We start from the raw sequence: 21731 nt of genomic DNA on the forward strand, positions 1-21731 counted from the left end.
TGTCGGCCTGGCGAGCAACTCGCCAGGCCGGGATCAAGGGCTTAGAAATTTACCGTGTAGCGCACGATAAAACGGTTTTCGTTGGCGCTGTCGGCATAGGTGGAACGGTTGGTGGAGTTGCGCCATTGCACGCCGAGGCCTTTTACCGGGCCGCTCTGGATGACGTAGGCGATGTCGGTGACACGTTCCCATTCTTTGCCCGATTCACCCGCCTGGCGCAGGGCCGCCGCCTGGCGGGTAGTCAGCATGGCGGGATCGACATCGTCGCCGTTGACGTACCGCAGGGTCAGCGTCAGGCCGGGCAGGCCGAGGGCGGCGAAATCGTAGTCGTATCGAGCAAACCAGACACGTTCGTTTGGCGCGCTGAAGGTGCTGACCAGCGACTCGCCAAACAGGTAGGTGTCTGTCCCGTTGACGAACGCGAAGGGCGTATCGCCCCATGCTTTCTGGTAGCCGCCGCCGATAGTGTGGCCTTTCAGGCTGTAGGCGAAATAGCTACTCAGCGTGCGGTTGTCGACGTCCCCCAACAGCTCGTCGCCTGTTGCTCCGGCATCGAACAGGCGGACGTCGGCAATCACCGCGCCTGTCGACAGCGGTTGGTTGAGCTTCAGGCCGGCGTAGTGGGTGCGATAGAGGTCGGCGAGCTCAGCGATGTGATAGCTCAGGGTGAGTGTCGGCAGTAGCTTGTAGTCGAACGCCAGGTAGTCGAAATGATCAGCGTCGATGGCGCGATAACCGAAGGTCGTGAGCGATTCGAAATCCGTCGAGTTTCGCTGCTTGACGGCGTTGACGCGAATCGCCGAGACGGTCAGTGAGTCGACATCATTGGACACCAGGGAGCCGCCGCGGAATACCTGCGGCAACAGCCGGCTGTTGTTGCTCCACAACAGCGGCATCAGTGGGCTGATGCCGCCGAGGCGAAGTTCGCTCTTGCCGAGCCGCGCCTTGGCCGTCAGCGTGAACTTGCCGTACTCGTCTTCGACGTTGCGCTGCGAATCGAACGCCAGAAGGCCCGAGCCGGTGCGGTCCGGGCTTGAATCCAGCTTGAGCCCCAGCAGGCCTTGAGCATCCACGCCAAAGCCCACCGTCCCCTCGGTGAAACCTGACTGCACGTTGAGAATGAAGCCTTGCGCCCATTCGTCGCGCTTCGATTGGCTGGCACCCTCGTTGCGGAAGTCGCGGTTGTAGTAGAAGTTTCTGAGTTCCAGGCTTGCCTTGGTGTCATCGATGAAATCAGCGCACGCGAAGGGGGCGCACGTGAGTGCCGCCACCGGCACGAGGAAGTGGGCGTGGTATGTCGTCATTGCAAGCACCTTTTGTTGTTTTAGTGTGCATGAACCCCTGCCGCCGCTAGTGGGCAACATGAGTGATAACGCTGGAGGAATTGCTGTCAGGCGGGTGTCGTGCTCGGCCGCTCAGGCGCCGGAGGCCAGGCGCACGATCGCGTCACGGCTGCCCGCCCGTTGACGGAGCAGGAACTTCTGGATCTTGCCGGTGGCGGTTTTTGGCAACTCGTCGAAAATCACCCGTTGCGGGCACTTGAAACGGGCCAGGCGTTGTTGGCAGAACGCGATCAATTCCTGCGGCGTGGGCGTTTGCACGCCAGCTTTCAATTCAACGAAGGCGCAGGGGACTTCACCCCATTTGTCGTCCGGTTGCGCGACAACCGCCGCATGAAGTACCGCGGGGTGGGCATGCAGCGCTTCTTCGATTTCGATGGAGGAAATGTTCTCGCCGCCCGAAATAATTACGTCCTTGCAGCGGTCGGTGATCTGGATGTAACCGTTCTCATGGACGACCGCCACATCGCCGGTATGAAACCAGCCGCCGGAAAACGCCTGGCGGGTGGCAGACGGGTTTTTCAGGTAACCCATCATCACGGTATTGCCGCGCATCAGCAGTTCCCCGGTGGTCTGGCCATCGCGCGGGACCGGCTGCAGTGTCTCGGAATCCGCCACCATCAGGTCTTCGAAGACGGCGCCGCGTGCACCCTGGCGAACCCGCAACGCGCACTGTTCAGCGGGTGGCAGGGCGTCCCAGGCGTCTTGCCAGACACAGCTCACCGGTGTTCCGCACACTTCGGTGATGCCATAGACATGATCGACATCGAAGCCCAACGCCAGGACTGCCCGCAGCACTGCGGCGGGCGGCGGGGAGCCGGCGGTCAGCACCCGGACCGGCGTCGCCAGGGCGGCGCGGCCGGTCGTGTTGGCGATCATCGCCATGACGATGGGGGCGGCGCAGAAGTGATCGACCGCATGGGTGTCGATGGCGTCGAACACCGTTTCAGCCGAGACCTTGCGCAAGCACACGTGGGTGCCGGCGGCTGCGGTGATCGCCCAGGTGAAACACCACCCGTTGGCATGGAACATGGGCAGCGTCCACAGATAGCGCGGCGCCCGGGCCAGCGGCCAGTTGGTCATTTGCAGCAGGCTCATGAGGTAAGTGCCGCGGTGGCTGGCAACCACGCCCTTGGGATCGCCGGTGGTCCCGGAGGTGTAGTTGAGGGCTATCGGTTGCCATTCGCTGGCCGGCCAGACACCCGCGAAGCCAGGGTCGCCGCCGGCCAGCAAGCGCTCGTAATCGGTTTCGCCAATGGCTGGCCCGTCGGGCGAAAGGTGGTCGTTGATATCGATCACCACCGGGCGTTGTTCCAGCAGTTCGAGCGCCGCCGCCGCCAGCCTGGCGAACTCGCGATCCACCAGCAGCAGCTTGCATTCGCTGTGGCGAAGGATGAAGGCGACACCTTCGGCGTCCAGGCGATAGTTGATGCCGTTCAGCACCGCGCCGGCCAGCGGCACCCCATAGTGTGCTTCGAGCATCGCCGGCGTGTTTGGCGAGAGGATGGACACCGTGTCGCCCTGGCCCAGGCCTCTGCTGGCCAATGCCGAAGCCAGCCGGTAGCAGCGCTCGCGGGTTTCAGCCCAGGTTCGGCGCAGCTCACCGTGCACCACGGCATGCCGTTGCGGATGGACCAGGGCGGCGCGGTCGAGGAAACCGAGCGGCGTGAGGGGCAAGTGGTTGGCAGGGCTACGCTCGAGCCCGCTCTCATAGGCACCAGGATTCATGGGGTTGTCTCCTTGTTATTGTGATGAAAAGTGGTGAAGGCGCTGACGGGCTCGCGGTCAGTGACCAGGGTGTTCTCGATGCGGGTTTCGTCGGCGTAGCCAAGGCTCATCCCGCACACCAGCATGTGCTCGGGAGGAATCGCCAGCATCTCGGTAATCACCTCGTGGTACTTGAGAAACGCGGCCTGCGGGCAGGTGTGCAAGCCTCTGCCGCGAGCGGCGAGCATGACGCTCTGCAGGAACATGCCGTAATCCAGCAGGCTGCCTTCCTGAAGCACGCGATCAATGGTGAAGATCAGGCCTACCGGCGCATCGAAAAACCGATAGTTGCGGGCGTGCTGCTGATGCATGCGCTGCTTGTCGCCCTTGCTGATGCCCAGCAGGCTGTACAGCTCCCAGCCGACCTGGCGGCGCCGCTCGACGTAGGGCGCGACCCACTCACGCGGGTAATACTCGTAAGGATCGGCGAGGTTTTCAGTGAGCGCCGGGTCGTTGTCGAGCGCGGCGATCGCGTTGGACAAGCGTGCCTTCATTGCCCCGGTGATGACATGAACGCGCCACGGCTGCATGTTCACGCCGGTCGCACAGAAGCGCGCCACATCCAGGATCGATTCGATGTCCTCGCGTGATACCGGGGTCGGCAGAAAGGCTCTGATGCTGCGGCGCGAGGCGATCGCCCAATCAACCGTCTGCTCCAGTAGCTGCGCCGAGAGTGGCGGTTGTGATAAGCGGTTCATAGTCATCTCTTACAGGTTCGTGTGTGAGGGGCAAGCGCGGGCGCGCCGGGGCCGCAGGCTCAGTTGGACGCGACGGCAGCCTTTGCCTGGGCAGAGTCGGAGCGTGACTGGTTGATCAGGGTGACGGCCGCGGCACCGATCAGGCCGGCCAGGCTGATCGCCATGAAGTTCTGCTCCAGTGGCAGGCTCAAGGACACCAGCCAGCCGATAAGCACCGGTGCCACGATCGCGCCGATGCGGCCAACCCCGGAGGCAAAGCCAACGCCGGCAGAGCGGAGGGTCGAGGGATAGAAGTCGCCGGCGTAGGCATAGGCCAGCAGTTGTGTGCCCAGGGTCGAAGCACCCACCACGAACACCACCACGAACAGCAGGCTGGTCGAGCGGGTATAGCCGAGCAACGTCAAGGCGATTGCGCCCACCAGGTAGAAGCACACCAGCACATGCTTGATGTTGAATTTGTCGCTCAACCAGCCACCGCCGAGGGCACCGACGATGGCGCCGACATTGAACACGATGACGAAGTTGAGGGCCGAGCCCAGGCTGAAACCGGCCATCGCCATCAGCTTGGTCAACCAGGAATTGAGGGCGTAGACCATGAACAGCCCGGTCATGAACGCTGCCCAAATCATCACGGTGCTGAAGCCGCGGCCGTCCTTGAACAGGTTGCGTACCGGTGCCTCCTGCTTGCCGAGCACCGCTGGGTTGCCGACCATCACGGCCTGGTCGTCGATGGCCAGGTCTGGCCGCAGTTGTCGGGCGATGTCGCGCAGTTCGTCCTGGCGGTCATTCTTCAGCAGGTAGCCGATGGAGTCGGGCATGCTCTTGAGGATGAACGGAATGAGCAGCACGGGTAGCCCGGCGATGTAGAACACCCACTGCCAGCCGTGGCTTTCGATCAACTGCTTGGCCGTCAGTGCGACGAGAATGCCGCCTACCGAGTAGCCGGCGAATACCAGCGTCACCAGGCGCGTGCGTAGCTTCAGGGGCGAAAACTCTCCCATCTGCGCGGTGCACACCGGCAACACACCGCCGATCCCCAGGCCGGCGATGAAGCGCATGACACTGAAACTCACGGGGTCATTGGTCAGGCCCGCTGCGGCGGTAAACAGACTGAACAGCGCGACGCAGAACGCGATCATTTTCGGGCGGCCGATCCGGTCTGCCAGGGTGCCGAGGAAAATGGCGCCGAGCATCGTGCCGAACAGCGCCGAGCCGGCCATGATGCCGGCGCTCGTCGGGTCGATATTCATGTCTTTCATGATCGCCGGGAGCGCCGCGCCGACCACTGCCAGGTCGTAGCCATCGATCACCAGGATCAGCACGCACCAGAATAGAATCAGCCTGTGGAAACGGTTGAATCGTGACTCGGCCGCCAACGTATAAACGTTCACCGGTTGCATAGCGTGTCTCCTTCAATCTTGTTTTTGTTTGTGAAGTGCACTGTGGGTCGTCGGGCATGCCGCGCTGTACGACGTACTGCGGAGCCGATCATAGGGGCGGGGCGTGGGCGCGGCCCATGCCCGCAGGCATCGTTGTGATTGACCGATTCGGGCAGTCTTTGAGGTGGGCGGGCGGCGCGGGGCGGGAAGGGGAGCGTGCGGTCGGATGGGTGCCGTCAGAGGTCGGCGTCTTCGCCCTGGGATCGGCGATAGGCGCCGGGGCTTACCCCGGTCCATTTCTTGAAGGCACGGTGGAACGCGCTGGTTTCCTGAAATCCTGTGCGTGCCGCGACGTCGGTCACCGTCAAGCCAGGCTGGCTGAGCAGATTGATGGCGATGTCTCGGCGCAGGTTGTCCTTGAGCCGTTGGTAGTTGAGCCCTTCGGCCTGCAGCCGGCGCTGCAGGGTCGAATAGGACATGCGCAGCATCTTCGCCAGCGCCTCGAGTTCTGGCCACTCTTCGGGGCTTTGCCCGCGCAGGCGTTGCCGGATCCGGGCACTGATGCTCTCGTCGTTGCGGTATTTGACGAGGATGCTGGCAGGCGACTCCTTGAGGAATGCCGCCAGCGTGAGGGGCGTCTGGGCCACCTTCAACTCAAGGAAGTCGCGCTCGAAGAACACCTGCGAGACCGGCGCCGCAAAGTTGATGTTTTCGCAGAAACGCATCCGGTAGTCGCTGTCGTCCTCAGGCTGTTGAGCGCGCAGGTCAAGGCGCTGAATCGGGATGCGCCGATTACCCAGCCAGCAGAGCAGGCCGTGGACCAGAATGAGCCAGGTCCCGTAGCAGAACAGCCTGCGCTGCACGCCGTGATCGTGGAGGACGATGACCGCCGACTCGCCGTCGAACATTAGCTCACCGTACACGTCATCCAGAATCGAGCGGAGAAATGCCAGCATGCGCCGCAAGGCGTGCTCCAGGTTTTCGCAGCCGAGCGTGAGCTGGCACATCAGCTTGAAGCTGCCGCGTCGCATCGGATGGCGGTCGATGGCAAAGAACTCATCATCGAGCACGTCCGACAGGGCAACCCACAGACGCGAGAACCCCGCCGCCGATACCCGTGCCTGAGGCGATGCCAACAGCGCCGGGTCAATGCGCGCCTGACGCAGCGCCCATGCCACGTCGACGCCCTTGTGCCGCGCGCCGAACAGCGCCTCTTGTACCAGCCCGATCGAGGTGGTGCCCTTGTCTGGTGGCAGTGCCATGCAGTCTCCTTCCTCTGGCCGATGGATTGCGATAGCCGCCGGCGGCGCGCAACAGTGCTGTAGCGCCGCTACGTTCTGTTTTCAGCTATCGCTTGTCAACCGGGAGGGTGCGCTGCTGGGCCGCTCGCTGTCGGGGAGAAAAAGGGGACAGATCTTGAAAATCAACGCTCGCTGCTTCTACCTGACGGATTAGCAGGGCTGTGCCGCCGTGCTATTACTGACGTTACGCCCCAGTACCAGCACCGTGACAAAACCGCAGCCCACCAGGGCCGTGGCCAGACTCAACAGCACCGAGCTGCCCATCTGGTCGACGATCTGCCCGCCGAAGAACGAGCCCAGCGCGATGATCACCTGGAACAGGGCGACGAACAGTGGCATGCCGCGTTCGACATCCTTCGGCGCCACGACAAACATCCAGATGCTGGCGCAGGCCGGGAACGCGCCGAAGGCGAAGCCCCAGAGTGCGATCAGCATCGCGGCGCCGGTCATGCCGGTGGCGAAGTGGGGGAACAGGGCGGTGCTGATGCCGATGGTCAGTGCCACCAGCAACAGCGTGTGGCGCACGCTGCGGTTGGCGGCAAAGCCGGCGAAAATATTGCCGATGACCCCGGCCACGCCATAGAGCAGCAGGAGCGAGCCAATCGTCGGCCCATCGAAACCGGCGCTCTGTTTGAAGAAGGGGGCGACATAGGTGTACGCGGCAAAGTGCGCCAGGCCAATCAGCAAGACCGCGATCAATCCAACCCGCGCTTGTGGATTGATAAACAAGGCCGGCAGGTCACTGATGCGAATGGCCTTGTCCGGGTTGAGCCGCGGCAGCAGGAAGACCTGCGCCAGCAGCACCGGAATGCCCAACAGGGCGGTAACCAGGAAGGTCATGCGCCACCCCATCAGGCCACTTAGCCAGGTGCCTACCGGAACGCCCAACACCGTGGCCAGGGTCACCCCGACCATGATGATTGAAGTAGCCTGGGCTACGCCGACTCCCTTGGGCGCCAGACGGCCGCTGAGGGCAATGGCCGTCGCCCAGAAACCGCCGATGCTGATGCCCAGCAAAACGCGGCCGAACAGCAACAGACCGAAGTCGCTGGCATAGGCCACGACCGAGTTGGCGATGATCATGATCAGCGTCAGGCCGATCAGCAGATAGCGACGGTCCAGAGCGCCAATCCCCACCGACAGCAACGGCGCGGCGAGGGCGGCCATGATGCCGGGGAGGGTAACCATCAGACCGGCATGGCCGGCACTGATGCCGAGGTCGCTGGCGACATCGTTGAGCACGCCCACCGGGAGAAACTCACTGGTCACCAGGGCGAAAGCGCCCACGGCGACTGAAAGGATTGCCAGCCACTGCTGTTTGACGCTTTGCTGACTATGTTCGGGGAGGCCGCGAGGGGCCTGGCTGGCGCTTGGCATGGGTGCTGGGTTCCAAGGGGTGAATGTCGCCTGAAGGCAGGCGGGGGAGAGGGGAAAAGCTGGGAGGCGATTATAGGAGCCGGTTTTGGGAGTCCGACAGGGGAGCACTTCGATAGTAATCATCAGTGCAATCGATGGGATGGGCGGGGGAGAGGGGTTGGTTTAGGTTGCAAATCGTAGGGGAGGCAGCTGTACGCGGGTTCGCGGACCGAGGCAAAAGGAACTCGGCAGACCCAAGGTCTCCCACGCACAGCCGCCATAGCATGAAAAACGCATGCGAAAAAACGCCTGTAATCGCGTCCACACGCCCACAGATTCTTGCGCCGCTTTTCAGCGATCACCGCAACAGATGCAGGCACTGCAAATTCACAAGACTTTTCGCCTTATTCGAAATAAACGCTTAGGTTCCCACTCTGTAGGAATAGCAAAGCAATGAAGAAAAATACAAGCGAGCGCAACCCACTCAATCACCGGGTGACTCTTGGTCAGGTCTGGGAAACACTTGAAGAACAGCACGCAGTCATTCTGGGTCAGCTCTATATAAAAGAATGCACAAGCGCTATTTGTGAACACGATAGCGACCGTCAGTGATTTTCTGTAGTTCGCTCCTGAAAAACTGAACTTAAGGTGGTAGGCCATGAAGACGCCTGAAGCAGCGCAGATTACGAAGATCCAATTAGTCATTTTTTAGCTTCTTCGTAAACCTGGCTTGCCGTCCAGGCGCCCATGATTGCTTCAAACAAAAGCGCTCCTTTATTCATAAGTTTATAGGCAGGTACGTAGTCTGTTTTTATTGGCCTGAATAGCTGCCAAGTGCCTGGCTTTGGCAATGGCCTATAAAATCCATAGATCGACAACAAGACGTCTACACTGCCGTACGCAACACTTCCATTGCTTTCGCTTCCTCCCGCAGCGACAGCGACACCTTGATAGAGTTTTTTCAACGGTCCTACTGCATCAGAGCGGCCAGAAGAGAGATTGGCGCCATTTTCATAGATATTATTTGCACCGTGAGCAACCATCGGTGCGCCCGCAACAGCACATACGGTCATAGCGGAGCCGTAGCAGACACCAACGCCAGTTGTCATCATTGAGGCGCCTGCTATTACACCGCCCACTTCCAGTCCTATTCTGGAAATGCTCTTATGCTCCACCTCAATCTGCTTTAAACCTTCCTCCGTCCTGATCTTCCCATTCCGCACATCCTCCAAAACCTGCCGCACGTAATACGCCATCGTCCGATTAAACCGACCCCGTAACACCCCGTCCTTGATATGCCGGGATCTGACGATGCAGGCATATCGAGTCAGGTTCGCCGCACTTTGATGAAGCTCCGAGAGCTGGTTATCCAGCCGATAGGGCGAGGGCCGCGTACTCATTCGGTCATCCCCCATAAGATGTAGCCACGGGCGCTGGCGGTGTGGTGAATCCAGGTGATGCTCAGGTAGCTGTGATTGGCCATGCTCGAACTCCTTGTAGGTTGGAGTTCGCAGCCTAGAGAGGTGACACGGCAGAGTCTGTGAGGCGTTTCCGAAAGATTTAAGGGAAATTAAGCAAGTTCGCGGAAGGGCCGAACGAGCATCCCGCGAACTCGTGTCCTCAACGCGCCAGATGCAAGTACTGCAAATGTCGTTCGTACTGCTCGAGAATGTCGTTGATGGTCTGCTCCTTGCTTCAACCCGATATGTCGAGGGGCCACATGCGTGGCCCTTCAAAGGATCCGCCTGTCACCCTTGAGCCTGGGCCTGCTCGCCTCGATTGCGCAACGCTTCAGTCAACGCCTGGCAGATTTCCAGTGATTGCCAGGTAGACCACGCCAGGTCCGCCAGCGGCCGTTCGAGCATTTCGCAGAGTTGCGCGTTGGTTTCGAAGGCTGATGTCAGCGCGGCCGAAAGATGCACCAGCGCGTCGTCGATATCGGCCGCCGGGTGTACGGAAAACACCGGTGGATGAGCGCCGTTGCATGAGCCGAAATGGGTGTGAGGAACGGTTTGGCGGAGGGTGGAGACGGGCGGGTCGGGAACGATCTTTTTCATTGTGTGGCTCCTTGATTAGTGGAGCCGTCACCGTTCGCTACCAAACGAAAGGGTGGCGGTCGTGCGCAGGTTGGTAGACCGGGAATCAAGGAACCCAGCGCGCCCGAAGGCGCCCTACGCACAGCCGCCATAAAATCAACAGCGGGCGAACAGCACCGCTGTTTCAGAGGGACGTCGTGCGTCTTGATTTACCGGGCTACCAAACCCGATCGCTGATTGTGCAGCGACCGGCGAAGACTAGGTAGCGAGTTCCAAGTGCGCAACGACTCATGGGGCGGAAAAGTATGATTGGGAAATTGCCTACGAGAAAGTCGGAAATAGTAGAAGCTTTGTAGCCTGAGGCAGCCGTTGGAGTGGGTTTTCGCCGGGGTGGTTGTCGGGAAAAGTCACGCGACCTGGCCTACGCAATCACCGGCTCACCCTGGATAGTCGCGATCAGTTGCGTTTCACCCGGGCGGGACTTGCGCGGGGATAGCACAAAGCCATATCTTGCCTCGCCCCCCGAAGATCAGCCCGGTAATCCCGTATGCGCATGGCGTCCAGCCTGTTGTCCGCATTGTGTGTCCTTGCGTTTTCCTGCCTTGCCAAGGGTACTGCGGCGGATCTGCTGCCTTTTCAGGAAATCCCCGACTTGCCATCGCGCACCAGCCTCACGCTGGGCAGCACGGCATACGATCCCCCGGATGACCTGAGCGTGAAGCCCTTCTTCAGTGGTGGCATTGCGCTGGACAACTTCGGTGGCGATGACGATGAGGGCCGGCTCGCCAGCGCCCTCAACCTGCATGGCCTGCTTGACCCGAGCGACCTGCTGAGCCTGCGCAGCATGGGCTCGGCCGAGACCGGCCATTACCACTGGGGCACTTACCACCTGGACGTCGGCCCTTGGGCCAGCCGGTTGGGCATCATCCTGTCGGACATGTCCTATGAGTTGGGCGACGAACTCGAAATCCTCGCGGCCAAGGGCAAGGCCCGTACTGCCAGCGCATTCATCATTCAGCCGCTCTTTCAGTACCCGGCGTTCAGCCTCAAGGCCCGGCTGCAGTTCGACGACAAACACCTGCGGGACGAGTCGGGGCTGCTCGGCATCAACAGCGAAAAACGATCACGCGTGCTCAACTACGGTCTCTCCGGCACGGCCCGGGACCCGTTGCTGAACGGCGCCACGACCACCCTTGCGCTGAGCTGGAGCGAGGGCAGCCTGAATATCGACGGATCGCCCTGGACACTGGTCGGCAGGGCCGATCCGGGCCATTTCAGCCTGCTGCGCGCCAGCCTGGCCCGCCTGCAACAGTTGGGTGGACGTCTGGCCCTGTATGTTCGCCTTCAGGGCCAGTGGTCGGATGACAACCTGGACGACTCGGAAAAGCTCTATATCGGCGGCGTCTTCGGCGCGCGCTCCACCTACCAGACCGCCGCATTCGGTGATCGCGGCTGGCTTGCCAATCTTGAGCTGCGCTATGCACTGACTGATACCTGGCAACTGGTGACCTTTGCCGATCATGGTGAAGCGCGCCTGAATACACCGAGCTGGACCACCGACACCGCGCCCCGTCGTCTTTCTGCCACAGGTTTTGGCGGGGGGTGGTCAACGGAGACGTGGAATATCAGCGCGTTGGCAGGCTGGCCGGTCGGCGATCATCAGGCCCAGAGCGACGCCGAGCGGCAGCCGCGGGTATTGGCGCAGGTGGCTTATGCGTTTTGATGTTGCCTTGTGCTAGCCGACTGTTATTCAGCGTTCTCAAGATCGAGCGCCGCCCGCGCGGCGCTCGATCTTGAGAACGCTGAAAATCTGTCGCCTAGAGACCGGCACTCCACCTGTCCCACCCCTGTAGCGCCCGACGCAACACCTGTAGCGCTCCAGCATCCCCGAAAACGCTCTTCCTTTTCCCGAAAACCCCCGTAAACAAAGGCCTCCAGCCCAATCAAACCGATCTGGCATAGCCGTTGCTCTGTCCCTGGTGCGCAGCGAAAAGATCGCGCCACTAATAAGAACAGGACTAACCCCATGAGACAGATTGGCCATGCCTCGCTTTCCGGCGCTCGTTCTACCGTCGCCGGTATTCCCTTGAAATCCCTGGCTGCCGCGTTGCTGTTGAGCCTGGCCACCACGCCAGCGCTGGCCGTTGAAGTGCCGGCCAACGTCGACAGCAAGCGCCTGATTGCCGCCGACAAGGAACCCGGTAACTGGATGAGCACCGGGCGGACCTACGACGAGCAGCGCTACAGCCCGCTCAACAAGATCAGCGATCAGAACGTCGACAAGCTCGGCCTGGCGTGGAGCTACAAGCTCGACCTGGATCGCGGTGTGGAAGCCACGCCGATCGTGGTCGACGGCGTGATGTACACCACCGGGCCGTTCTCGGTGGTGTATGCGCTGGATGCCCGCGACGGCAAGCTGATCTGGAAATACGACCCGCAATCGGACCGCAACCGCGCCGGCGAAGCCTGCTGTGACGCGGTCAACCGCGGAGTGGCGGTGTGGAAGGGCAAGGTCTATGTCGGGGTGCTCGACGGCCGCCTGGAAGCCATCGACGCCAAGACCGGCCAACGCGCCTGGTCGGTCGATACCCGCGCCGACCACAAGCGCAGCTACACCATCACCGGGGCGCCACGGGTGGTCAACGGCAAGGTGGTGATCGGCAACGGCGGCGCCGAGTTCGGCGTGCGCGGCTATGTCACGGCCTATGACGCCGAAACGGGCAAAGAGGCTTGGCGCTTCTACACCGTGCCGGGCGATCCCAAGTTGCCGCCGGAAGGCAAGGGCATGGAAATCGCCGCGAAGACCTGGCACGGCGATGCCTTCGTCGAGCAGGGCGGTGGCGGCACGGCCTGGGATTCGTTTGCCTTCGACCCGGATTTGAACCTGCTGTACATCGGCGTCGGCAACGGCTCGTTGTGGGACCCGAAATGGCGCAGCCAGGCCAAGGGCGACAACCTGTTCCTGTCGTCGATCGTCGCGGTCAATGCCGACACCGGCGAATACGTCTGGCACTACCAGACCACCCCCGGCGACGCCTGGGACTACACCGCGACCCAGCACATGATCCTTGCCGAGCTGCCGATTGACGGCAAGCCGCGCAAAGTGCTGATGCAGGCGCCGAAAAACGGCTTCTTCTATGTGATCGACCGCGCCACCGGCGAGCTGCTTTCGGCCAAGGGCATCGTGCCGCAGAGCTGGACCAAGGGCATGGACATGAAGACCGGCCGGCCTATCGTCGATGACGAGAACGCCGCCTATTGGAAGGACGGCAAGCGCAAGCTGGTGACGCCCGCCTTCTGGGGTGCCCATGACTGGCAGCCGATGTCCTACAACCCGAACACCGGGCTGGTGTACATCCCGGCCCACATCATGTCGGCCTACTACGAGCACATTCCCGAGGCGCCCAAGCGCAACCCGTTCAAGAGCATGTACCAGCTGGGCCTGCGCACCGGGATGATGCCGGAGAATGTCGACGGCCTGCTGGACATGGCCAAGGGCTGGTCGGGCAAGCTGATCGCCTGGGACCCGGTCAAGCAGCAACCGGCCTGGGAAGTGCCCTACGTGACCATCTTCAACGGCGGCACCCTGAGCACCGCCGGCAACCTGGTGTTCGAAGGCAGCGCCGACGGCCGCGTCATCGCCTATGCCGCCGACACCGGCAAGAAACTCTGGGAGCAACCGGCGGCCAGTGGCGTGATGGCGGCACCGATCACCTACAGCGTCGATGGCGAACAGTACGTGACCTTCATGGCCGGCTGGGGCGGGGCGTTCTCCACCTTTGCCGGGGCGCTGTCGCTGCGGGCCGGGGTGCAGCCGTTCTCCCAGGTGCTGACCTACAAGATTGGCGGCACCGCCAAGCTGCAAGAGCCGGCACCGCGTCCCGACACCCCGAAACCGCCTGCGCTCAGCAACGACACGGCGTCCATCGAAGCCGGCGCCAAGCTGTATGACGGCTATTGCTCGCAGTGCCACGGCATCCACGCGGTCAGCGGCGGCGTATTGCCCGACCTGCGCAAGCTGACGCCAGAGAAACACCAGATGTTCCTCGGGATCCTGTTCGGCGGCCGTGTGCCCGATGGCATGCCGTCGTTTGCCGATGCCTTCACTCCGGAGCAGGTCGACCAGATCCATCAGTACCTGATCAAGCGGTCCCACGACCTGCAGAACGAAGGCGATGCCTGGAAGCAGTTCAGCGCCAAGCAATAAACCCCTGACCGCCGGGCCTGCAGCAGTGCCGGCCCGGCGTGCCATCCCGACAAGAGAGACGCGGATATGAGTGACGCCATCTACCAGAACTACATCGCCAATGCCTTCGTCGCCAGCGACGAACTGATCGAAGTACACAACCCGGCCAACGGCCAGCTGCTCGGGCGTGTGCCCCAGGGCAGCAGCGCCGAGGTCGAACAGGCCATCGCCGCCGCGCGCCAGGCGCAGAAGGCCTGGGCGCTGCGGCCGGCCATCGAACGTGCGGGCTACCTGCGCAAGATCGCCAGCAAAGTGCGCGAGCACGCCGAGCGCCTGGCGCGGGTGATTACCGCCGAACAGGGCAAGGTGCTGGAACTGGCCCGGGTCGAGGTGAATTTCACCGCCGACTACCTCGACTACATGGCCGAGTGGGCGCGACGCCTGGAAGGCGAAGTGCTGAGCAGCGACCGGGCCGGCGAGAGCATCTTCCTGCTGCGCAAACCGCTGGGTGTGGTTGCCGGGATTCTGCCGTGGAACTTCCCGTTCTTCCTGATCGCCCGCAAGATGGCGCCGGCGCTGTTGACCGGCAACACCATCGTGATCAAGCCGAGTGAAGAAACCCCGATCAACTGCTTCGAGTTCGCCCGCCTGGTGGCCGAGACCGATCTGCCCGCCGGCGTCTTCAACGTCGTTTGCGGCACCGGCGCAACGGTCGGCAGTGCGCTGACCAGCCATCCCGGCATCGACCTGATCAGCTTTACCGGCAGCGTCGGCACCGGCTCGCGGATCATGGCCGCCGCCGCGCCGAACATCACCAAACTCAATCTGGAACTCGGCGGCAAGGCGCCGGCCATCGTCCTGGCTGATGCCGACCTGGATCTGGCGGTCCGGGCCATTACCGCCTCGCGGGTGATCAACACCGGGCAGGTATGCAACTGCGCCGAGCGGGTCTATGTCGAGCGCAAGGTGGCCGATGCGTTTATCGAACGCATTGCCGCGTCCATGGCCGCCACCCGTTATGGCGACCCGCTGGCCGAGAGCGGCCTGGACATGGGCCCGCTGATCAACCGCGCAGCATTGGACAAGGTGGCGCAGATGGTCCGCACCGCCAGCGGGCAGGGCGCGCAGGTGATTACCGGCGGCGCGGTGGCTGATCTGGGCCAGGGCTTCCACTATCAGCCGACGGTGCTGGCCGGCTGTTCCGCCGACATGGAAATCATGCGCAAGGAGATCTTCGGGCCGGTCCTGCCGATCCAGATTGTCGACGACCTGGACGAGGCCATCGCGCTGTCCAACGACAGCGAGTACGGCCTGACCTCATCGATCTACACCGGCAGCCTGAGCGCGGCCTTGCAGGCGACCCGTTCGCTGGACTTCGGCGAGACCTACATCAACCGCGAGAACTTCGAAGCCATGCAGGGCTTCCATGCCGGGACGCGCAAGTCCGGTATTGGCGGTGCCGATGGCAAGCACGGGCTGTACGAGTACACCCACACCCATGTGGTGTACATCCAGGCCTGATAGCCCGTCCATTGAAAACGCCCGGACCGTGTTTAACGGTCCGGGCGTTTTTCGTTGCGGCTCAGAGGCAGTCGTTGGGCTGCACCAGCCGGTGTTTTTTCATCTGCCGGTAGAGCGTCGAGCGGGCGACGCCCAGTTCGCTGGCCGCCGCGCTGATATTCCAGCGATGGCGGCGCAAGGTCGCCAACAGGCTCGACGCTTGCGGTTCGCTGCTCGTCGGCGGGATGGCCGGCAGCGCGTGCACGGCGGGGCTGTGCAGCAGGTCGCCGGGCAGGCAGTCCAGGTCGATACAGCCGTCCTCGGCCAGCGCCACCGCGTAGCGCAGGGCATTGAGCAACTGGCGGATATTGCCGGGCCAGGGCGCGTCGAGCAGGCATTGCCGCGCCTGGTCGGTGAGTTGCAGGCCCTGGGCCTCGGCCTGGCTGTCGAGCAGGTACTGGATCAGTTGCGCGCGGTCGCTGCGTTCGCGCAGCGGCGGCAGGCTGAGGTTCATGCCGTTGAGGCGATAGAACAGGTCTTCGCGAAAGCCCTTGTCGCGCAACATGCCCTGCAAGTCCTGGTGCGTGGCGCAAATCACCTGGATATCCAGCGCTACTGGTACCTGGGCGCCGATCGGGGAAATCTCGCGCTCGGCCAGCACCCGTAGCAGGCGGGTTTGCAGGTGGGCCGGCATATCGCCGATCTCATCGAGAAACAGCGTGCCGCCATTGGCCAGTTCCAGCTTGCCCTTCATGCCTTTTTTCTCGGCACCGGTGAAGCTGCCGCCGCGGTAGCCGAACAGTTCGCTCTCGATCAGGCTCTCCGGGATCGCCGCGCAGTTGAGCGCGATAAAGGGCCCGCTATGGCGGGCGCTGGCCTGGTGGATGGCCCGGGCAAAGGCTTCTTTGCCGGTGCCGGTTTCGCCGGTAATCAGGATGGCGATGTCCTTGTCGATCACCTTGCGCAGGCGTCGCACCGCCTGTTGCAGCGCCGGGTCGGCGCCGGCCAGTTGTTCCAGGTCGGGATGGCGGGGCCGCGGCGCCTTGGTCGCTGCCGGTGTCGGCGCCACGCGGTGCTGCTCCGAGGGAATGCGCAGGCTCAGGTCCAGCAGCGCTTCATCATGCCGGGCACGCAGGCGCAGGCCGCGGGCGCCACCGTTGGTCAGGCGCAGTAACTCGTTGACGCCCATGGGCAGCAACTGGTCGATCAGGCTGCCCAGCAGGTTGCGGCCATTGGCCTGGTCATGGGCGACAAAGGCCGCGCGGTTGGCGCCGATCACCCGACCGCTGTCGTCGACTGCCAGCAGTTGCTCATTGGCCAGGTCGGCGATTTCGTCGATGGGCTTGAGCGAAAGCGTCAGGCGATCCCGGTAGCTTTGGCGAAAGTGCGCGTTCTCGATCAGGCGGGCATAGAGAATCACCAATTGCAGGGTCAGGTATTGGCTTTCCTTGGGGCCATCGCTGTTCAGGCAGGTGGCGTTCAGGCAACCCTGCAACAGGCCCTGGGCATTGAAGATCGGCGCGACAGAACAACTCAGACGGGCATTGGCGGTGAGGAAATGCTCCTCGCGATGGATGATCAGCGGCTCGGCCGCCGCCAGCGTGGTGCCGATGCCGTTGGTGCCGGCGATGGATTCGTCCCAGCGCGCCCCGACCACCAGTCCCGAGCGGATGTACGGGTCATGCTGGACGGGCAGGCGAGCGTCGAGGGTGATGCCCTGCTCGTCGCTGAGCAGCACCGCGAAACCGGCGGGCACCACGCGCCGGGCCAGGCCGCTGACGCCCTGGCTGGCGATATCGAGGTACTGCTGGTGTTGTTGCTGGTGGCGGCGGATATCGTCGGCGCACAGGATATCCAGGCGGGTGGCCGTGGCGGGATCGAGCCGGTGCTGCATGACGCTGCGGTACCAGGACTGGGCAATGACTCCGTCCGGGCGGATCCGCCGTTCAGGGAAATGCTCGTTGACGAAGGCAGCGAGTTCGCTCGGGTGGGTCTGGGCGCTATGCCGCGTCATGGATAGGCTCCCTGTGGCATGCCGCTTGGGCACGGCGATCTTGTTATGGGGCGACGAGCCGTGGCTGTCACGGAGGCTAAGATAGCCCTTGGTGGCGGGCAGCGCCATGGTGGGATGGCATGGATACGCGGCGCAAGTCCTCGACATAACACTGTCCCCTGTGGGAGCCGGAGCTACGCCTTCGCCACTACGACGACCGTGGCTGCTGGACAAGGTGCCGCGCGACAAGCAGGACGCGTTGTTCAACGGCATGCCGAATTTCTATCACTACGTTCTAACACCGTGTCGAGCGTAGTTGTAATGCTTGCAAGTGTCCGTTCATTGAAACAGGTACACAGGCGAATCCATCCTTCGCTCAGACGATTTATAAAATCCTCAGGCTGACCGGCTTGAATTCTCATGCCCGCCCGAACTGCTTGCGATAGCAGCTCGGGCTGCTGTCCAGTTTTGTACGAAAGTGATGCCGCAGCGTCGCGGCGGTGCCGAAGCCGCATTGTTCGGCAATCAGCGGCATGGGCAGCGCGCTGGTTTCCAGCAGCGCCTTGGCGCGTTCCAGCCGGACGCCCAGCAGCCAGTCGGCGGGTGTGGTTCCGGTGGCGTCGTGAAAGCGGCGCAGGAAGGTGCGGCGACTCATGTGGGCGGCGTGGGCCATTTGGTCGATGGTCAGGTCGCTGTCGGGTCTGGCGCGCAGTTGATCCAGCAGCGGCGCCAGGCTGCTGCCCGGCCTGACGGTAACAGGCTGCTCGATGTATTGGGCCTGGCAGCCCAGGCGATGGGGCGGGGTCACCATGCGGCGGGCTGCCCGGTTGGCCGCGTCGGGGCCGAAGTCCCGGCGGATCAGGTGCAGGCAGGCGTCGAGGCCCGAGGCACAACCTGCCGAGGTGAGGATGTTGCCCTCATCGACATAGAGCACCGAGGGCTCGACCTGAATCTCTGGATAAGCCTTCGCAAGGGCCTGGTGATGGTGCCAATGGGTAGTGGCGCGCTTGCCCGCCAGCAGGCCGGTTGCTGCGAGGACAAAGGTGCCCGCGCAGATGGTGACGATCCGGCAACCCCTGGCGCTGGCGGCCGTGAGCGCTTGAAGCACGTCGGGGGCAACGTCTTCGGCCAGGTCGCGCCATCCGGGAATGACGACGGTTCCGGCCTGTTCCAGCAGTTCCAGGCCACCTTCCACGGTGATCTGCACGCCACCAAAGGCCCGCAGCGGGCCGGGTTCGGCCGCGGCGACGCGCAGTTCATAAAGCGGCTTTTTCAGTTCGGGATCATCGCGGCCGAAGGCTTCGATGGCGGTGCCGAATTCAAAAGTACACAACTGGTCGTACGCCAGCACGACCAGGGTTCGATTGAAGGGCAGTGCAGCAGGATGGCGTTTTGGCATGAAGTTGACGATACATGGCCTTCGTGCCGATTTCCACAAGCCCCTCATCGCCGGATCATCCGCTGACTATTTGAGCCTGTGGAAACGTGCAATGAAGGATTCGGTGAAAGCGCTGGCCGCGGTGTGCCTGGCGGCGATGATGTTCGGCCTGGAGATCTCCAGTATCCCGGTGATACTGCCCACCCTCGAAACGCTGCTTGAAAGTCGCTTCAGCGACCTGCAATGGATAATGAACGCCTACACGCTGGCCTGTACCACCGTGTTGATGGCGGTGGGCACGCTGGTGGATCGCTACGGGCGCAGGACGTTGTTTCTCGCCAGTGTGGCGGTGTTTGGCCTGGCATCCTTGGCCTGTGGACTTGCCGAAGACGCGTCGATGCTGATCATCGCCCGGACGGTGCAGGGCGCGAGCGGCGGCGCCATGCTGATCTGCCAGATTTCGATCCTGTCCCGGCAGTTCACCGAGCCCCGTGAACGGAGCAAGGCCTTTGCCCTGTGGGGGATCGTTTTCGGCGCCGGCCTGGGCCTCGGGCCGATCATCGGCGCAGGCATCCTCGCGCTCGCCAACTGGCAGTGGGTGTTTCTGATTCACCTGCCGCTGGCGGCAATAGCGTTCGCCCTGGCGGGCGCCGGGGTGCACGCCACCCGCGAGGTGCCGACGGGCAAGCTGGACAGTCTGGGGATCCTGTTGCTGGCGTCCGCGGTGTTTGGCCTGACCTACGTGATTATCCAGGGCCCTGAACTGTCGAGCGCGACAGTCGGTGCGTTGGCGCTGGCGACTCTGCTGGCGTTCGTGGCGTTCCTGATCTCGCAGCGGCTCAACCCGCAGCCGATGATGGATTTCTCGGTGTTCCGCATCCGCGGGTTTTCAGGGGCGCTGCTGGGCTCGGCGGGGATGAACTTCAGTTTTTGGCCGCTGATGATCTACCTGCCCATCTATTTTCAGGCGGGAATGGGGCTGGATAACGTCGACGCGGGCTTGCTGCTGCTGGCGTACACCTTGCCAACTCTGTTTGTGCCGCCGTTGGGTGAACGCCTGGCGCTGAAACTTCAGCCGGGCGTGATGATTCCTGCCGGGCTGCTGGTGATCGGGGCGGGATTGATGTTGATGTGCATCGCCATCGGCAGTGCCAATTTGCTGGTTCCCGTTATGGCGGCAGGCTGCGTGTTGGCGGGGACCGGACTTGGGTTGACCAACACCCCGGTGACCAACACCAGCACCGGCTCCGTGCTGCCATCGCGGGCGGGCATGGCGTCCGGCATGGACATGAGCGCGCGGATGACCTCGCTGGCCATCAATATCGCGGTGATGGGTTGGGTATTGGTGCAAGGCATTGCCGGCAGTTTGCGTCAGAGCTTGCCGGGGTTGGGCGAGGGTTCGGCATTGCAGGCCATGGCCCAGGCAGTGGCGGCCGGCAAGCAGGCGATACCTGCGAGCGCCTTTCATACCGCACTCGATCAGGGATTCGCCTGGGTGTTGATCTATGGTGCCGCCAGCGTGTGCCTGGCGGCAGTGGCCAGCCTTTGTGTGTTCAGGCCGTGGGCAGTCGGCGTGAAAACGCAGCCAGCTACGGCCTCCTGAGCGCTTAAGAATTGCCCGGGCAGCCCCACAAATACCAGTAACCAGTGATATCCAGAGGCAAGGCCGAAAAATAGCATAGCGACGTCACCCCACTATCGTTCTGGCGGTCGTCCTTATGCGTGGAATCCGTAACGCCCTCAGTTGCCTTGCACCCCTGATGCGCACGCCGTTCTGGCTGTGCGCCGTGACGGGGTTGGTCTGCGCGCCGGCGCAAGCGTCCTTGTCCGGCTACTACGACAGCGTCGAGCAGATCCAGGTGGTGTTGCAGGACGCACGCGTGATCAATGCCCTGAAGCAGATGCCGATCGAAAGCATCGAGCGCCAGCGCGATCAGGCGGATGACACCACCCGGCACTGGCGTGTCCGCAGCCGCGACTGCGAGTTGCGTGTCTTGCTCGAGTCCCGCCCACCGCCCGGCGTCGGCAAAACCACCTACCTCGTGAAGCACATTGACGGGTGCCGCTGACGGCGCCCGATCATTACCGCCGTAGCCAGTGCCGCGGTGGTCAAGGCAGTTCCTCCTTAAACCTTCAATAACAGGGATCAGTAACATGAACCAGGCCACTACTCAGCGCGGACAGACCCGGGCGCTCATCCTCGGCGGGATGTCCGCGTTACTCTCCTTGGTGCTGCTGGCGCCCGCGCAGGCGGCACCCTCCACCTTCCAGAACTCGTGCCGCAACATCGAGCTGTATACCGATAGCAACGAAGTGTCGATTCACGCCGAATGCCGCACCCGCAACGGTAGCTACAACGCAACGGCGATCGAGTTGCTGGGGGTCTCCAATGAGTACGGCACGCTGAGCGGCGGCGGCGATTCGGCCAGTTCGTTCCAGAACAGTTGCCGCAATGTGCAGATCCGCTACAACCCGCGACAAGTGGACATCGCCGCAATCTGCGAAGACGGCAGGGGCGGAGAGAAGAACACCAGCATTTCTCTTCAGGACATCGAGAACAACGACGGCAATCTGAACTGAAGAACGCCTGCCAGGTCAGTTGCCGAGGGATGCACGGACCAGGCTGAGGCCCGGCCGGGACTCTACCAGGAGTGTCCCGCCGAGCCTGGCGATCCGCGCCTGCATGGAGAGCAGGCCGATGCCGGTAGCGGCCTGGCTGACCGCCGAGAGGTCGAAGCCCACACCATTGTCGGGGGGGGGGGGGCGGGGGGGGGGGGGGGGGGGCGCCCCCCGCGGC

Annotated in this window: 17 protein-coding genes; 6 read left to right on the top strand and 11 right to left on the bottom strand. The window is 62.8% G+C overall.

From position 1 onward, the window contains the following. Nucleotides 1–41 precede the first annotated feature (41 nt). From NTD82_RS26200 to NTD82_RS26235, 8 genes are all read right to left on the bottom strand, one after another. On the bottom strand, nucleotides 42–1304 hold the full coding sequence (locus NTD82_RS26200) for an OprD family porin (protein ID WP_262130839.1): 1263 nt from the start codon (nucleotides 1302–1304) through the stop codon (nucleotides 42–44). Nucleotides 1305–1415: 111 nt separating this feature from the next. Beyond that, nucleotides 1416–3068, bottom strand: coding sequence for an AMP-binding protein (locus tag NTD82_RS26205; protein WP_262130840.1), 1653 nt, complete (start codon nucleotides 3066–3068; stop codon nucleotides 1416–1418). Next, nucleotides 3065–3805, bottom strand: a complete 741-nt coding sequence (locus NTD82_RS26210; protein ID WP_095156638.1) for a nitroreductase — start codon at nucleotides 3803–3805, stop codon at nucleotides 3065–3067. Before NTD82_RS26210 ends, NTD82_RS26205 begins: the two co-directional genes overlap by 4 nt. Before the next feature lie 59 nt (nucleotides 3806–3864). Further along, entirely contained in the window at nucleotides 3865–5205 is a 1341-nt protein-coding gene (locus NTD82_RS26215) for an MFS transporter (protein WP_262130841.1), read from the bottom strand. A gap of 215 nt (nucleotides 5206–5420) precedes the next feature. Continuing rightward, nucleotides 5421–6446, bottom strand: a complete 1026-nt coding sequence (locus tag NTD82_RS26220; RefSeq protein ID WP_262130842.1) for an AraC family transcriptional regulator — start codon at nucleotides 6444–6446, stop codon at nucleotides 5421–5423. 189 nt (nucleotides 6447–6635) lie between these two features. Next, the gene (locus NTD82_RS26225; RefSeq protein WP_262130843.1) at nucleotides 6636–7862 is read right to left on the bottom strand and encodes an MFS transporter; all 1227 of its coding nucleotides are present in this window, start codon (nucleotides 7860–7862) and stop codon (nucleotides 6636–6638) included. Nucleotides 7863–8542: 680 nt separating this feature from the next. After that, a complete protein-coding gene (locus NTD82_RS26230) occupies nucleotides 8543–9241 on the bottom strand; it encodes a DUF4225 domain-containing protein (RefSeq protein WP_262130844.1) in 699 nt (232 codons plus the stop codon). Nucleotides 9242–9589: 348 nt separating this feature from the next. Then, a complete protein-coding gene (locus NTD82_RS26235; RefSeq protein ID WP_262130845.1) occupies nucleotides 9590–9898 on the bottom strand; it encodes a hypothetical protein in 309 nt (102 codons plus the stop codon). A 631-nt stretch (nucleotides 9899–10529) separates the two neighbouring features. On the opposite strand from NTD82_RS26235, the gene NTD82_RS26240 reads away from it, so the two are divergent. The 3 genes from NTD82_RS26240 to aldA all read left to right on the top strand — a co-directional run bounded on the left by NTD82_RS26240 (nucleotide 10530) and on the right by aldA (nucleotide 15584). Next, nucleotides 10530–11600 (top strand): ShlB/FhaC/HecB family hemolysin secretion/activation protein, encoded by a 1071-nt coding sequence (locus NTD82_RS26240; protein WP_262130846.1) that lies wholly within the window; start codon nucleotides 10530–10532, stop codon nucleotides 11598–11600. A 303-nt stretch (nucleotides 11601–11903) separates the two neighbouring features. Beyond that, nucleotides 11904–14084, top strand: coding sequence for a PQQ-dependent dehydrogenase, methanol/ethanol family (locus tag NTD82_RS26245; RefSeq protein ID WP_262130847.1), 2181 nt, complete (start codon nucleotides 11904–11906; stop codon nucleotides 14082–14084). 66 nt (nucleotides 14085–14150) lie between these two features. Beyond that, nucleotides 14151–15584, top strand: a complete 1434-nt coding sequence (aldA, locus tag NTD82_RS26250) for an aldehyde dehydrogenase (RefSeq protein ID WP_095156645.1) — start codon at nucleotides 14151–14153, stop codon at nucleotides 15582–15584. Nucleotides 15585–15645: 61 nt separating this feature from the next. Here the strand turns inward: aldA and NTD82_RS26255 are convergent, their stop codons facing one another. Both NTD82_RS26255 and NTD82_RS26260 read right to left on the bottom strand, forming a co-directional pair. Further along, a complete protein-coding gene (locus NTD82_RS26255; RefSeq protein ID WP_262130848.1) occupies nucleotides 15646–17577 on the bottom strand; it encodes a sigma-54-dependent Fis family transcriptional regulator in 1932 nt (643 codons plus the stop codon). Between the two features lie 397 nt (nucleotides 17578–17974). After that, nucleotides 17975–18889, bottom strand: coding sequence for a helix-turn-helix domain-containing protein (locus tag NTD82_RS26260; RefSeq protein ID WP_315974973.1), 915 nt, complete (start codon nucleotides 18887–18889; stop codon nucleotides 17975–17977). On the opposite strand from NTD82_RS26260, the gene NTD82_RS26265 reads away from it, so the two are divergent. The 3 genes from NTD82_RS26265 (at nucleotide 18861) to NTD82_RS26275 (ending at nucleotide 21514) form a co-directional block, all read left to right on the top strand. Next, nucleotides 18861–20537 carry an MFS transporter gene (locus tag NTD82_RS26265; RefSeq protein WP_262130849.1) on the top strand — a complete coding sequence of 559 codons (1677 nt, stop codon included), beginning with the start codon at nucleotides 18861–18863 and terminating at the stop codon, nucleotides 20535–20537. The genes NTD82_RS26260 and NTD82_RS26265 overlap by 29 nt on opposite strands. Nucleotides 20538–20652: 115 nt before the next feature. Then, nucleotides 20653–21003: a hypothetical protein gene (locus tag NTD82_RS26270; RefSeq protein WP_262130850.1), complete on the top strand. Its 351-nt coding sequence runs from the start codon at nucleotides 20653–20655 to the stop codon at nucleotides 21001–21003. An 85-nt stretch (nucleotides 21004–21088) separates the two neighbouring features. Next, entirely contained in the window at nucleotides 21089–21514 is a 426-nt protein-coding gene (locus NTD82_RS26275; RefSeq protein WP_262130851.1) for a CVNH domain-containing protein, read from the top strand. Between the two features lie 15 nt (nucleotides 21515–21529). Here the strand turns inward: NTD82_RS26275 and NTD82_RS26280 are convergent, their stop codons facing one another. Then, a complete protein-coding gene (locus NTD82_RS26280; RefSeq protein WP_262130852.1) occupies nucleotides 21530–21676 on the bottom strand; it encodes a hypothetical protein in 147 nt (48 codons plus the stop codon). Between the last annotated feature and the right edge of the window lie 55 nt (nucleotides 21677–21731).

Origin of the sequence: Pseudomonas sp. 5P_5.1_Bac1, from assembly GCF_025466015.1 — a bacterium.
GTDB lineage: Bacteria > Pseudomonadota > Gammaproteobacteria > Pseudomonadales > Pseudomonadaceae > Aquipseudomonas.

What these genes read in the sequence shown, in the direction of transcription:
- NTD82_RS26200 (WP_262130839.1), bottom strand. Translation starts at nt 1,304, where the DNA reads ATGACGACATACCACGCCCACTTCCTCGTGCCGGTGGCGGCACTCACG.
- NTD82_RS26205 (WP_262130840.1), bottom strand. Translation starts at nt 3,068, where the DNA reads ATGAATCCTGGTGCCTATGAGAGCGGGCTCGAGCGTAGCCCTGCCAAC.
- NTD82_RS26210 (WP_095156638.1), bottom strand. Translation starts at nt 3,805, where the DNA reads ATGAACCGCTTATCACAACCGCCACTCTCGGCGCAGCTACTGGAGCAG.
- NTD82_RS26215 (WP_262130841.1), bottom strand. Translation starts at nt 5,205, where the DNA reads ATGCAACCGGTGAACGTTTATACGTTGGCGGCCGAGTCACGATTCAAC.
- NTD82_RS26220 (WP_262130842.1), bottom strand. Translation starts at nt 6,446, where the DNA reads ATGGCACTGCCACCAGACAAGGGCACCACCTCGATCGGGCTGGTACAA.
- NTD82_RS26225 (WP_262130843.1), bottom strand. Translation starts at nt 7,862, where the DNA reads ATGCCAAGCGCCAGCCAGGCCCCTCGCGGCCTCCCCGAACATAGTCAG.
- NTD82_RS26230 (WP_262130844.1), bottom strand. Translation starts at nt 9,241, where the DNA reads ATGAGTACGCGGCCCTCGCCCTATCGGCTGGATAACCAGCTCTCGGAG.
- NTD82_RS26235 (WP_262130845.1), bottom strand. Translation starts at nt 9,898, where the DNA reads ATGAAAAAGATCGTTCCCGACCCGCCCGTCTCCACCCTCCGCCAAACC.
- NTD82_RS26245 (WP_262130847.1), top strand. Translation starts at nt 11,904, where the DNA reads ATGAGACAGATTGGCCATGCCTCGCTTTCCGGCGCTCGTTCTACCGTC.
- aldA (WP_095156645.1), top strand. Translation starts at nt 14,151, where the DNA reads ATGAGTGACGCCATCTACCAGAACTACATCGCCAATGCCTTCGTCGCC.
- NTD82_RS26255 (WP_262130848.1), bottom strand. Translation starts at nt 17,577, where the DNA reads ATGACGCGGCATAGCGCCCAGACCCACCCGAGCGAACTCGCTGCCTTC.
- NTD82_RS26265 (WP_262130849.1), top strand. Translation starts at nt 18,861, where the DNA reads ATGGCGGTGCCGAATTCAAAAGTACACAACTGGTCGTACGCCAGCACG.
- NTD82_RS26270 (WP_262130850.1), top strand. Translation starts at nt 20,653, where the DNA reads ATGCGTGGAATCCGTAACGCCCTCAGTTGCCTTGCACCCCTGATGCGC.
- NTD82_RS26275 (WP_262130851.1), top strand. Translation starts at nt 21,089, where the DNA reads ATGAACCAGGCCACTACTCAGCGCGGACAGACCCGGGCGCTCATCCTC.